Genomic DNA, 11,386 nt, shown 5'->3' on the forward strand with positions numbered 1-11,386 from the left:
TATACATTATTTTCAGTATAGTTGAGCTTATTATTGACTAGAGTCATGCTCTACTTCAGGTGGGAGTAGAAGTATTGGTAGGGCTGGGAGCTCCATCGGACTCCGTCCTGCCGACGTCGGCGGCAGCAGGTGCAGTTGCCGGCAGTGTAGGTTCTGGCCCGGCAGGAGGCAACTCCGGTGCCGGTGCGGGCTGAGGCAGAAAGTCGATGACCTCCCAAGTCTTGGAATCCGGTGAGCTGTAGGCCAGCAGCCACCGTTCGGGCACGGTTTTGACGCGGTCGGGCGAGCGTTGTGTAGCAACAGTTTGTGCCTTTTGGTGGGCCAGGGTGAGCTGGAAGGGATCCCCTTTGCGGCGATAGGGGCGGCGGGATCCCGGCGGATGCACGATTAGGGTGTAGGTGCCGCTGAGGTGATGGCCTTCCAGGGTTTCTCCTGAGGCCAACAGCAAGGGTTCACGGCGATCCTGGCGGATTTTCACATCCTGCAATTGCAGGCGGGCTGCTAGCTGGTCACTGCCCACCAAGGATCCCACCGGCCCGGACAAATGAGCGATCTGATAGGCGAGGGCCTGCTGCACAATCGGCTTTGGCGGTCTAGGGCCGCAGCCGGCCAGCAGCCCCACCAGCACAATAGCCACAAGGCTAATCGTGCCCCGCAGAACCGATCCCTGGCCCCTCCACCCCGACTTCGGCATCGCTTCTCCTGGGGCCATCAGATGGTAACTAAGGTGGGGTGTTGCTTCAGGTATTCCGTATTCACGCCGGACTCGCGGGTGAGAGCCACCAGGCCGGTACGGGCGATCTCACGGATGCCAAAGCTGGTCAACATCTTGATGATGGCCACCATTTTGCCGGGATCCCCGGTTACCTCGAGAGTCAAAGACTCCTCCGCCACATCCACAATCCGGGCGCGAAACATTTGGGCCACATCCATAATGGCGGAGCGGGTATCGGGGCTGGCGTTAACTTTGACCAGCATCAGCTCCCGTTCCACACAGGGAACATGGGTGATGTCGGTTACTTTCAGCACGTCGATGAGCTTGTAGAGCTGCTTCGTCATCTGCTCCACATCGTGTTCATCTCCCTGCACCACCATGGTGATGCGAGAGATCCCCGGTCGTTCGGTGGGGCCAACGGTGAGGCTGTCGATGTTAAAGCCGCGACGGGCAAACATCCCCGCAATGCGGGTTAAAACGCCAGGCTGATCCTGCACGAGGGCGCTGAGGGTGTGTTTCACGGCAACCAGAGGATAGAGAAAAAGCTGAGAAGAGGTTGGGGAAGCACCTGGGAATAACAATACCCTGAGGAAATTTTACGCCAACTTTGCCGGAATGTTTTTCGCATTGCTCCGGTCGGAGCACAGCTGCAGAGCCGGCGCCCTAGAGAAAGACAGCGCAGCCGTTAACTCTCCAAAGACCCGCGCGTAACCCCCAATTGGCTGTGTAGCTTCAGCTCCTGCCACAGTTGGGATCCGCTGAGTTGACCTTGTAGGAGTTGCTGATAGCGGTGCAGGGTTTGTTGGATCTCGGCGGGGGATTCATGCAAAAATTCGATGCGCAGATAGCGCAGGCCCAAGGCCAATAATTTCGGCACATATTCTGCCCCCGTTTGGGCCTTGCCGTTGTAGAGGGTATTCCGACAGCCGGCATCGGCCTTCAAAATGTGCTCGACATTGGCCCTGTCCCTCAGCTTCACCTCGTGTTTTTCACATGGGCGACCACAATTGGTGTAATCCGTTCCGCTGGATAAAAAGGCGCAAAAGACGCAGTGCTCCATGTGGAACAGGGGCATATGTTGATGAAGGGTAACCTCATACCTATGGGCGGGGCCGGCTTGCAGCAGGGATCCCAGTTGCTCATGGTTGAGGTCATAGGAAGCCGTCAGGCGCTCCAGGTTGTAACGGGTTTTGAGATAGTAGGCTGTGATGGGATTGGCCACATTCAAGGAAAAATCCCCAATGCAGCGCTGCCCGGCAAAGAAACGGAGATGATCGTAATTTCTCACCAAGTAGCCATCGGCCCCAGCGGCCAACACTTGCTTTAGGATCCAGGTTTCTCCTGGCTTGGTGATGCGGGGCGGAGCGACCCACAGTTCCACCTCGGGATGGGCGGCTTTGGTTGTGCGGATCACCTCCCGATAGCGGCGGGGATCCTCAAACTCCAGATAGATCTGCCTAATACCGCTGGCTATCGCCGCCGGCAGTTGCGCCGGATCCCGCACCAACACCACCAACTGCGGGGATCCCCTTTCGGGCTCCTCCTGAGAAGGCACCAGATCTTGCCAGCGAGCTTCGGGATTGAGTTGCCAGCGCGGGGGCTGAGCTCGCAGAGCTTGTAGGCGTTCCACCGCTTGTCGGCGCATCTGGTTGAGCAGGCTCACCGGCAGCATTACCTCCCCCTGCAAGGCATTGTGCAGGGATCCCAACTTGAAGGGAGTGGAGCCCAAACGGCCCAGTTGCTGTCGCAGTTTTTCGGTGGTGAGGGGTTGGCGGTGGGCAGCTTCCAGGGGCAGCGGCGAATCCACCTGCACCGTATGGCCTTGCTCATCCCGCAGGATCAGCGTCAGCGGGGATCCCACTTGGCCGTGAACCTCCATGTGGACGGGCCGCTGAAAGCGGGGGTGATCCCCGGCGTAGCTTTGGCGCAGGCGCTTTTCCAGTTCCGGGTCGCTGGTCTTCCAGAGGCGATCCCCCACCCGCAGACGTTTGAGATCAATGACCCCCTCTCCGAAGCTGAGCCAGGCCAGCCCCTGCTTCTCTTGCACCCGGTAAACTCGCCCCCCCTGCTCCGGCAACTCCGGCTGCCCCTGGTCAAACACCACGCCATCCCCGGCTTTGAGGGGTGCCTCCAGCCGGATCCCCACCTGATCCTGTTGGATCCCCACCACCTGCCCCAGGTAAACCCCCCGTTTCTTGCCAAACCGCGCGTGCACCAGCTCCTGGTTGTTGATGCCCCGCAGCCAGCCTGTGTAGAGCCCACGAGAAAAGCTCATCTCCAGCTCGTAGCGTTCCTGTTGCGAGGGCTGCCACGGCTGCCCCGCTCCCAGCGCATCCAAGGCCTGCCGATACACCCGCGTTACATTGGCTACATATTCTGGGGATTTCAGCCGGCCCTCAATTTTCAGACAGCGGATCCCCAGCTTCACCAGCTCCGGTAGCACCTCCAGCCCGGCCAAATCTTGAGGGCTGAGCAGATACCGCTTCTCCCCCAAGTCGCGGCGGATCCCGTCTACCACCAGCTCATAGGGCATGCGGCAGGCTTGGGCACATTCCCCCCGATTGGCCGAACGCCCCCCCAGCGCCTCGCTGGTCAGACATTGCCCCGAGTAGGCCACGCACAACGCCCCATGCACAAAGACCTCCAGAGATAGGGAGGATCCCTTCTCTTGCAGATAGGCCTGGATCTGGGCGATTTCCTGGAGGGAACATTCCCGCGCCAGCACCACCACCTCACAGCCCAGCTCAGCGGCAAACTCCGCTCCCACTCCACTGGTGATGGTCATTTGCGTGGAAGCATGGATGGGGAAATCGGGGGAAAGATGCCGGATCAGGCGGGCGATGCCAATATCCTGCACAATCACCGCATCCACCCCCGCCGCAATCATCGAGCGGATGTATCCCTCGGCTTCCGTCAGCTCCCTTGGAAAAACCAGAGTATTCAAAGTAACATAGCCCCGTACCCCCCGCCGGTTCAGCCAGGCCATCAGTTCCGGCAAATCCGCTTCCGTAAAGTTGCGGGCGCGCATCCGGGCGTTGAAGCGCTCCAGCCCAAAGTAAATGGCATCGGCTCCGTTTTCCACTGCCGCCTTGGCACACTCCCAATCCCCCGCCGGGGCCAGCAGCAGGGGCAACTTGGTGGTCAGAGGCGGCGCCTCAAAGTGATCCGTTTCCGCGAAATCTATCCCAGCAGCTTTCATCGGAAGACAGCCCCACAAAGAGAACAAGGGATCCTTTCCCATTCAAAATCAAAAAACCTGAGAGCAGGATCCCCTTGTCTCAGGTCAAGCTGCCTCTGCCGGCGGCCTCTTAACAAAAAACTCGTTCCGTCCGCAAAGGGTCTAGCTAAGAAGCCACCAGCACATTCAGGATCCCGGTGAGGACGGCGCTGAACAAAGCCAACGTTAGGTAGCGGCCAACAGCCGGGTTGTCACCCAGCAGCCGATCGGAAGCGCTGATGGTGAAAAACAAAGACCAGGCCTGAGTAGCGTTGATGGTCTCAAATTGGTTGAATTCAGCGGTGAAGATCTTAGCCATGACTCAATGCTCCCTACAGCTGTGGGTTCGCACCCCTACCTTAACAAAAGTTAACAGCAGCTGCCACGTTTGCGCGGCTACATCAGGACACCGCCGAACAAGGCTGGAATAGGCAGCGTTTTATGGGAGAGCTGGGTACACAACCCTCGGAGGGATCTGCATCTAGCGTGGATCAGTTGTATGCGACTCCGTATATAGTATTGGGTGATGCGGGATCCCCACCCAAAATAGGGGCTTTGCCCCTCGACAGAGGTCGAGCAGATGTTCTAACCTTGGCTGCTAGGGTGGCCCAAGAGCGCTCTTCAAGATAGGTGTGCCGGGGTGTTGTCAGCGATGGCCAACCGGGATCCTAAGGCTGAGAGTGTGCCGCATCGCTAGCCTAAGCCCTGTTGAGCGGGTTTAATCTAGGCAGCTTTTGATTTGCCCCAGGCTGTTGGTTAGTACTTAGGAAGCTGACCCCATAGCAACCAGAACAAGGCGCGATGCCGGGAGTTGAGATGAGAATGACGCGTTGTAATGTAGTATCGCCTGTGCGCTCCCTCTGCCGCTGTGCAGCTCAGGTGGGCGGCGTAGCCGGGATCCTGATCGGAACAGCTTGGGGGGGTTTGGCTGTGACTCCTGTTTGGGCTCAGGAGAATGCCCTACTGGCTCAGGCAGCCGCAGGCCCCATGAGCCGGCAAGAGGTGGCGGAGCGGCTAAATCTGGTGCCTGTTTTTGCCATTGTGTCTCAGAACGGCACCCCCGTTGTCGCCAATGTGGAGCGGGATGGCCGCACCATCCAAGTGGTTTCCTTCTGGCTGGATCAGGCCCAAGCCCAGCAAGTGTTGGAGCAGGTGAAAGCCAGCAACCCCGAGATAGCCAGTCAAGCCCGGGTGGTGCCTCTCTCGCTGGGGTATGCCTACGAAAAATCGGAAGAGGAGCGCGCCAAGAATAGTGACCTGTATTTTGAGGTGGTGCCTCGGGCTTCTGATGTGGAAGCAGCCAAGCAGGTGCTGAAGGAAACCGGTCAAGATGTGCCTGCAGAAGCGATTGGTGTGCCTCTGTTCTATGGCCGCTCCGGAGAGGGGCTGCTGACCATCGAGCAGGATGGCCATGAGGTGGTACCCTTCTTCTTCGACCGCAACGATTTGCGGAGGGCCTTGGATCGGGCGGCAGCGCAGAACCCGGATGTGGTTGGGAAAACCCAGATTGAAGTGACCTCGCTGGCCATTGTGGTAGAGCGTATGCTGGCCCCCGACGCACAGGCCGATGTGCAGAAGATCGCTTTTATCCCCTCTCGCTCGGCGCTGGAGTACATCCAATCGCTGGCCCGGCCTGCCAATCCTTCTGCAAGTCCCCAGCCTCAGCGTTAACCTAAGCCCCTGATGGGATCCCCGTCTGCTCTGGTGAAGCGGTTAACAGAGTGGCGTGCCCAAGCCCTGAGGGCGGCAAAAGCGGCTGGGATCCCTGCCGAGGAAGTGGACATTTTGCTCAAAGAACGGCTGGAGTGGGGGCCGTTGGAGCGGCTGATGGGTCGCGCTCCGGCTGGGGAGGGGGATCCCCTGGAGGAGGTGCAGGCCCTTTGGCGGCAAAGGGTGGAAGAGCGCATCCCCCTACAGTACCTGTTGGGCAAAGTTGAGTGGGCGGGCTTGAGCTTGCGGGTGACGCCGGCGGTGCTGATCCCACGCCCGGAGACCGAGCTGCTGGTGGAGCAGGCTTCCCTTTGGCTACAGGCCAATCCTCTGCCGCCGGGATCCTGTTTTGCCGACCTGGGTACAGGCAGCGGGGCGATTGCCATTGCGTTGGCCCATCAGCACCCCCAGTTGCGGCTTCTGGCCGTGGATTCCAGCCCAGAGGCCTTGGCTATTGCAGCAGACAATGTGGTAGCCCACCATCTGCAGGAGCGGGTGAAGTTGCTGCTGGGATCCTGGTTTGTGCCCTTGGATCCCTGGCGGGGGCAGCTGCGCGGCCTGGTTTCCAACCCTCCCTACATTCCCTCTGCTGAGCTGGCCTCGCTCATGCCAGAGGTGCGACTGCACGAGCCACGACAGGCTCTGGATGGCGGAGAAGATGGCCTAGCCCACTTGCGGCTGTTGATTCAAGCAGCACCGGATTACTTGGCCCCGAACTCCTTTTGGGCGGTGGAAGTGATGCGAGGCCAAGCCCCTTGGGTGGCGGAGCAGTTGCAAGCTAGAGGCTGCTATCGGCAGATCCAAGTTCACCGAGATCTGGCCGGGATTGAACGGGTGGTCAGCGCCCACTTCGTCGGATAGAAAAGGGTAGGATCCCATAAGATGGGGTATCGCCGGAGCCGGAACTGTCCAAAACTTAAAGCTCCGAGCCCAGAGATCTGAGCACGGATGGGATCCCCTGTCCTTCGCCAGGAGCACTTCTTGAGGGAGCCTTCGCCTACAGCCAAACCCGACCCACCCTTACAGCAGGCCGCCCCTGCCGACGGGCAAGGGGCCGTGGATTGGCAGTTTGCTTTTGAACGCTCTGAGGTGATGCGGGCCTTTCAACAAGAGTTGCTCGTCAGCATCGGCCATGAGCTGCGCAATCCCCTCAGCAGCCAGATGGGATCCCTGCAGTTGGTGTTGTCGGATCTATGTGACTCTCCCGAAGAGGAGCGGGAATACCTTCAAAGTGCCAAAGAGGCGGTAGAGCGCCTGATCAAGCTGCTTGAGGAATACACCCGCCTGGCTCGCCATGACCTGCCCATCCAACCTCTGCGACCGGAACCGACCCGACTACGCCCCCTCCTGCAGGATGTGTACAGCCTAACTCGCCTACAAGCCCAGGATCAGGGCATTCGCTACGAATGGCCGGTTCTACAACCAGCCCCAGCCTCTGAGGTGCCCCTTCTCCCCGATAGCCTCACCGTTTGGGCGGATCCCCACGGCTTGGTACAGGCGCTTCTGGGAGTGTGTCGCTGGGGCATCCGCACCCTACGCTACGGTTCGATGGCTTTGCACCCCTATCCCACCGCAGAAGAAGAGGGGCGACTGTGCCTGGGGTGGAACCTTGAGGGGCGATGCCATGTGCCCATTCAAACAGAGGGCTGTGCCGTCTGGCGGGTAAGCGAGCGGCTCCTGAGAGAAATGGGAGGCCAGCTGGAACTCTGCGAAAGCGGCCCCTACCGAGTTGGCATCAAGGTGACCCTGCGCCTCGCCCATTGAACCCCAGGCCAGAGGGACTTGGGCCTATCGGCTTCTCAAAGCTGGCCAGTTGGCATCTGCCCTCTTGATCAAGCCGGGGATGTCGCGCTCCCAGTTACGCTGTACCCGCCGGTTGGCGTTCAGGTACAGCTTGTCATCGACGATTTTCCAGGCAAAGGGATCCACCGGGTAAAGGTAGTTGTGGGCCACGGCCCAGGCACAAAACCCGCCGTACTGGGGGGCAAAGCGCTCTGGGTTGTTGCGAAACCGCTCTCGATTGTCGGCGCTGGCAAACCTCCAGGTCACCCCTCCCCACTCCCATTCATACTCTGGGGATCCCTTGACGGGCTTGCCGTCGATGAAATAGGCCACCGGGTCATAGCCCCGCAGGGCCAGGCCATCCGTTGCAAAAAAGGGGCCCGGGGATCCCTCCTCGACAGCCCCAACGACCTGTCCTTGGGCTGGGAGAGACAGGAGCCAAGCTGGGTGAGAAGCAACAGCCCCAACCATCAGCAGCAGCGGGATCAAAGCCCAACGATTTTTGACCATCACAACCTCCCAAGTCCTCAATCGAAAATCGAAATGAGCAAGAAAGCCTTACTCTTCCCCTTCAGGTTCCAAAAGACATCTGACAAAAGACATCTGAGTAGATGCTGGCTTCCGGGGACTGGGAACAGTTTGGCCACAGCGAGGAGATTTGCCTGTGATTTGGATCTCGGAGATCTAAAAAAGCTCAACCTTCTCGGCGCAGGGCTAATTCGGCCCGATCCAGTTGCATTAGCACCCGCTCCACCTTTTCGGGGTTGAGAGGTCGACTGGAAGTGCGGTACTGGGAGGCCAGCGTATTAAACACCGTGCGCAAAGTGGTAAAAGACTGCAGCTTGTCGTAGCGATGGCCGTGGTAGCGCCCAGAAAACTCCTGGATGGCCTGCATGGCTTCCGCTCGCGCCTCTTCCGGGTTCATCAGGGGATCCCCTTCTGAAAGGACGGTGCGTAGGGTTTGGATCAGGGTCATGCTGTCTTCGTAATACTTGCCGGTGAGACGGGCAGCCTGAGCAACTGAGCTCGCTGAGCCCAGCAAAAGGGCTACAGACAGGAGCAGGCTGACAAGACGCAGAAAAAAAGTTTTGAGCATGGGGAACCTAATGTAACTTACTTTTAAGCATAAGCCACAGCAACACCGGAAGAGGAGTCACCCAAAAGATGCTGTTCACCCCCTTCAGCGACTTTCTGCAGAAGCTGGGCCAGTACGGATCCCATTGGACAATGCTGGCCCTAATCTTGGGATTTGCCTGTGCTCACAGCGGACTGGCCTACTTGCGACCCTGGGGGGAAAGCCGGCTGGGATCCCGTCTGTACCGCATCTTCTTTGCTCTGGTGAGCCTCAGTTTGGCACCGCTGTTGCTCATCTATTTTTTCAACCACCGCTACGACGGGGTGATTCTCTGGGATCTCCAAGCCGTCCCAGGCATTCGCACCACCGTTGCTCTTTTGTCTGCCCTCTCTTTTTTCTTTTTGTATCCGGCCACCTTCAACTTGCTGGAGATCGCCGCCATTCGCAAGCCGGAGATCCACCTGTTTGAAACCGGGATCATCCGCATCACCCGTCATCCCCAAATGGTGGGCCAGGTGATCTGGTGTGTGGCCCATTCCCTGTGGATTGGCTCCAGCTTTATGGCGGTGACCTCGCTTGGGCTCATTGCCTACCACCTGTTTGCGGTTTGGCACGGGGATCACCGCCTGGAGCGGAAATACGGGCAGGCCTTCCGCGATCTCAAGGCGCGCACCTCCGTGATCCCCGGCTTGGCCATTCTGCAGAAGCGACAGCAACTGCGCCCCCAAGAGTTTTTTCGCTGGGCCTATCTGGGGGTATTCAGCTTTGTATTGATTCTTTATGCTTTCCATCCCCAAATGGTTTCTGCAGCCAGCCGAGTTGCCTGGTAGCATGATCCCAAAGAACTTCTTTAGTTTGGGAGTGATGGCCTTGCAAGTTGCTTTAGATGCTTTTAATCAAGAACTTTTGACAAGTGATGGGTTGGTTTTGGTGGATTTCGGCGCCCCTTGGTGTGGCCTGTGTCGCTTCATTCAGCCGATTACCGACCGTCTCGTAGCCGAGTGGGGAGGGGCGGTCAAAGTACTGCGGGTGAATGTAGACGACAATTTTTGGCTGCCGCGCCGCTATCGGGTGCGCTCTTTGCCAACCCTAATTTTGTTTGAGAAAGGTCAAGAAGTGCAAAGGCTGGAGCACTTCGCCAGCCGCGATGAGGTGCTTCGCCGCTGCGAGCAGTTGTTTCTTGACCACCTGCGCTACCTGGGTTCGGGAGCCTGCTCATCCTCGTTTGAGCCCCAAGCCCCGCCGCCCGGCGTGTAGAGGGTGATCACGTCGCCGGCTTTTAGGGAGCGGCTGATTTTGCCAGGCAAGGGATCCCCGTTGAGGAGGTTGATCCCCACTTGGCCTGGACCGCCTCCCTGTTCTCCTTGGGGGGCATAGTGGCGCCGCTCGGTGAGCAGGGAGAGGGTGCAATCCTGCAAAGTCTGGATGGAGCGGATTAGCCCCCAGCCGCCCCGCTGTTGGCCATGGCCGCCGGAATCCTGGCGTAGCTCGTAGCGCAGTACCCGCAGGGGATACTCCAGCTCCAGAGCCTCGATGGGGGTGTTGAGGGTATTGCTCATGCCCACATGCACTCCGTCCAAACCCGGTCGTTGCCGGCTGGCCCCCTGACCACCTCCCAGGGTTTCGTAGTAGGTGAAGTGGCGGTTGCCCAGCACACAGTTGTTCATGGTGCCCTGCCCCTGAGCGATGCTCCGCAATCCGGCCACGGGAGCCAGAGCTTTGAACACCACATCGGCAATGCGCTGCGAGGTTTCCACATTGCCCGCCACCACTGCTGCCGGAAACTGGGCATTCACCAAGCAGCCGGGCGGCGCCACGATCTCAATGGGATCCTCCAAGCCGACATTGCTGGGGGCCGTGGGATCCAACAGACAGCGCAGGGCAAACAACACCGCCGAGCGGGTGACGGCCAGGGGCGCGTTCAGGTTTCCCGCCATGGCCGGAGCAGTGCCGGTGAAGTCCACCCGCAGCTTCTCGCCCTCTACTTCCACCTGCACCCGAATCTCAAGGGGCGCGGGCGGATCCCCGTAGCCCTCCAACCAATCCTCAGCCGTGTAGATCCCATCTGGCAAAGCCTGAATCTGCGCCCGCATCCGTCGGCGGCTGTATTCGATCACCCCCGCAATCAACTGCCAAGCCTCTTCTTCTCCAAAGCGGGCCAGCAGCTCCCGAAACCGGCTCACCCCAACCCCGTTGGCCCCCACTTGGGCCTGCAAATCCCCCCGCCGCTGCTCGGCATTGCGCACATTGGCCAGAATTAGGCGCAGCAGATCTTCTTGCCAGTGCAACGCTCCTTCCAGAGAGAGCCTAGCCAGCCGTACCGGCGGGATCACCAGCCCCTCCTGCCAGATTTCGCTGGAGTCGGCGGGCATGGAGCCGGGGCGCATCCCTCCAATGTCGGCATGATGGGCACGGTTCACGGCATAGGCGCAAATCCGGTCGGGATCCCGCCAGCCGGGAATGGCTGCGACCACCGTGACGTCCGGCAGATGGGATCCCCCCTGGTAGGGATCGTTAAGGACAAACACATCTCCAGGGCAGGGGTCGGCTGCCACCACCGCCCGCACCGCCTCCGAGAGGGCTCCCAGATGTACCGGGATGTGGGCCGCCTGGGCAATACAGGCCCCTTGCGCGTCAAACAGAGCTGTGGAGCAATCCCGCCGTTCCTTGATGTTGGCCGAGTATGAACCGCGGATGAGGCGCGCCCCCATCTCTTCGGCAATCCCCGCCAGAGCGTTGGCCATGACCTGCAACCGGATGGGGTTGGAGACAGGACGGTTGCTATCCATACCTCTCCAATCAAAGCCTGCGCCGCAGCCAAACGGCCACCCTGCGGATCCCTTGCCAGAACTGCAAACGACGCTGCCAGCGGTCAAGGGTACGGCGA

Annotated in this window: 12 protein-coding genes; 5 read left to right on the forward strand and 7 right to left on the reverse strand. The window is 59.6% G+C overall.

The features are described 5' to 3' along the window. Nucleotides 1-55: 55 nt before the first annotated feature. From NW829_RS07375 to NW829_RS07390, 4 genes are all read right to left on the reverse strand, one after another. The gene (locus NW829_RS07375) at nucleotides 56-694 is read right to left on the reverse strand and encodes a hypothetical protein (RefSeq protein WP_414412904.1); all 639 of its coding nucleotides are present in this window, start codon (nucleotides 692-694) and stop codon (nucleotides 56-58) included. 17 nt (nucleotides 695-711) lie between these two features. Further along, complete coding sequence (gene ilvN / locus NW829_RS07380; protein ID WP_414374441.1) at nucleotides 712-1,236, reverse strand: acetolactate synthase small subunit; 525 nt, start codon at nucleotides 1,234-1,236, stop codon at nucleotides 712-714. Between the two features lie 164 nt (nucleotides 1,237-1,400). After that, nucleotides 1,401-3,914: a DUF3656 domain-containing U32 family peptidase gene (locus NW829_RS07385; RefSeq protein WP_414412905.1), complete on the reverse strand. Its 2,514-nt coding sequence runs from the start codon at nucleotides 3,912-3,914 to the stop codon at nucleotides 1,401-1,403. A gap of 145 nt (nucleotides 3,915-4,059) precedes the next feature. After that, on the reverse strand, nucleotides 4,060-4,251 hold the full coding sequence (locus tag NW829_RS07390; RefSeq protein ID WP_011432601.1) for a hypothetical protein: 192 nt from the start codon (nucleotides 4,249-4,251) through the stop codon (nucleotides 4,060-4,062). Between the two features lie 497 nt (nucleotides 4,252-4,748). Between NW829_RS07390 and NW829_RS07395 the strand changes: the two genes are divergently transcribed. The 3 genes from NW829_RS07395 to NW829_RS07405 all read left to right on the forward strand — a co-directional run bounded on the left by NW829_RS07395 (nucleotide 4,749) and on the right by NW829_RS07405 (nucleotide 7,406). Then, complete coding sequence (locus NW829_RS07395; protein WP_011432600.1) at nucleotides 4,749-5,603, forward strand: Tic22 family protein; 855 nt, start codon at nucleotides 4,749-4,751, stop codon at nucleotides 5,601-5,603. A 33-nt stretch (nucleotides 5,604-5,636) separates the two neighbouring features. Beyond that, entirely contained in the window at nucleotides 5,637-6,503 is an 867-nt protein-coding gene (gene prmC, locus NW829_RS07400) for a peptide chain release factor N(5)-glutamine methyltransferase (RefSeq protein WP_414416784.1), read from the forward strand. An 87-nt stretch (nucleotides 6,504-6,590) separates the two neighbouring features. Continuing rightward, nucleotides 6,591-7,406 carry a sensor histidine kinase gene (locus NW829_RS07405; RefSeq protein ID WP_414412907.1) on the forward strand — a complete coding sequence of 272 codons (816 nt, stop codon included), beginning with the start codon at nucleotides 6,591-6,593 and terminating at the stop codon, nucleotides 7,404-7,406. A 24-nt stretch (nucleotides 7,407-7,430) separates the two neighbouring features. Here NW829_RS07405 and NW829_RS07410 read toward each other — a convergent pair whose 3' ends face one another. Both NW829_RS07410 and psb27 read right to left on the reverse strand, forming a co-directional pair. Next, complete coding sequence (locus NW829_RS07410) at nucleotides 7,431-7,895, reverse strand: YHS domain-containing (seleno)protein (RefSeq protein WP_414416787.1); 465 nt, start codon at nucleotides 7,893-7,895, stop codon at nucleotides 7,431-7,433. Nucleotides 7,896-8,118: 223 nt separating this feature from the next. Then, complete coding sequence (psb27, locus tag NW829_RS07415; RefSeq protein WP_414350230.1) at nucleotides 8,119-8,520, reverse strand: photosystem II protein Psb27; 402 nt, start codon at nucleotides 8,518-8,520, stop codon at nucleotides 8,119-8,121. A gap of 68 nt (nucleotides 8,521-8,588) precedes the next feature. Between psb27 and NW829_RS07420 the strand changes: the two genes are divergently transcribed. Both NW829_RS07420 and NW829_RS07425 read left to right on the forward strand, forming a co-directional pair. Beyond that, nucleotides 8,589-9,329, forward strand: a complete 741-nt coding sequence (locus NW829_RS07420) for an NnrU family protein (RefSeq protein WP_414412908.1) — start codon at nucleotides 8,589-8,591, stop codon at nucleotides 9,327-9,329. A 34-nt stretch (nucleotides 9,330-9,363) separates the two neighbouring features. Then, nucleotides 9,364-9,756, forward strand: coding sequence for a thioredoxin family protein (locus NW829_RS07425; RefSeq protein WP_041437173.1), 393 nt, complete (start codon nucleotides 9,364-9,366; stop codon nucleotides 9,754-9,756). Here the strand turns inward: NW829_RS07425 and NW829_RS07430 are convergent. Further along, nucleotides 9,693-11,386, reverse strand: a 1,694-nt coding sequence (locus NW829_RS07430) for a hydantoinase B/oxoprolinase family protein (protein ID WP_414416785.1), incomplete at its 5' end; no start/stop codon positions are given. The two genes, NW829_RS07425 and NW829_RS07430, sit on opposite strands and share 64 nt — an antisense overlap.

Origin of the sequence: Synechococcus sp. R55.8 (assembly GCF_047461895.1) — a bacterium.
Classification (GTDB): domain Bacteria; phylum Cyanobacteriota; class Cyanobacteriia; order Thermostichales; family Thermostichaceae; genus Thermostichus.

Coding starts and splice junctions, on each gene's coding strand:
- NW829_RS07420 (WP_414412908.1), top strand. CDS start 8,589: ATGCTGTTCACCCCCTTCAGCGACTTTCTGCAGAAGCTGGGCCAGTAC.
- NW829_RS07395 (WP_011432600.1), top strand. CDS start 4,749: ATGAGAATGACGCGTTGTAATGTAGTATCGCCTGTGCGCTCCCTCTGC.
- psb27 (WP_414350230.1), bottom strand. CDS start 8,520: ATGCTCAAAACTTTTTTTCTGCGTCTTGTCAGCCTGCTCCTGTCTGTA.
- NW829_RS07390 (WP_011432601.1), bottom strand. CDS start 4,251: ATGGCTAAGATCTTCACCGCTGAATTCAACCAATTTGAGACCATCAAC.
- NW829_RS07375 (WP_414412904.1), bottom strand. CDS start 694: ATGCCGAAGTCGGGGTGGAGGGGCCAGGGATCGGTTCTGCGGGGCACG.
- NW829_RS07385 (WP_414412905.1), bottom strand. CDS start 3,914: ATGAAAGCTGCTGGGATAGATTTCGCGGAAACGGATCACTTTGAGGCG.
- NW829_RS07425 (WP_041437173.1), top strand. CDS start 9,364: ATGGCCTTGCAAGTTGCTTTAGATGCTTTTAATCAAGAACTTTTGACA.
- NW829_RS07410 (WP_414416787.1), bottom strand. CDS start 7,895: ATGGTTGGGGCTGTTGCTTCTCACCCAGCTTGGCTCCTGTCTCTCCCA.
- NW829_RS07405 (WP_414412907.1), top strand. CDS start 6,591: ATGGGATCCCCTGTCCTTCGCCAGGAGCACTTCTTGAGGGAGCCTTCG.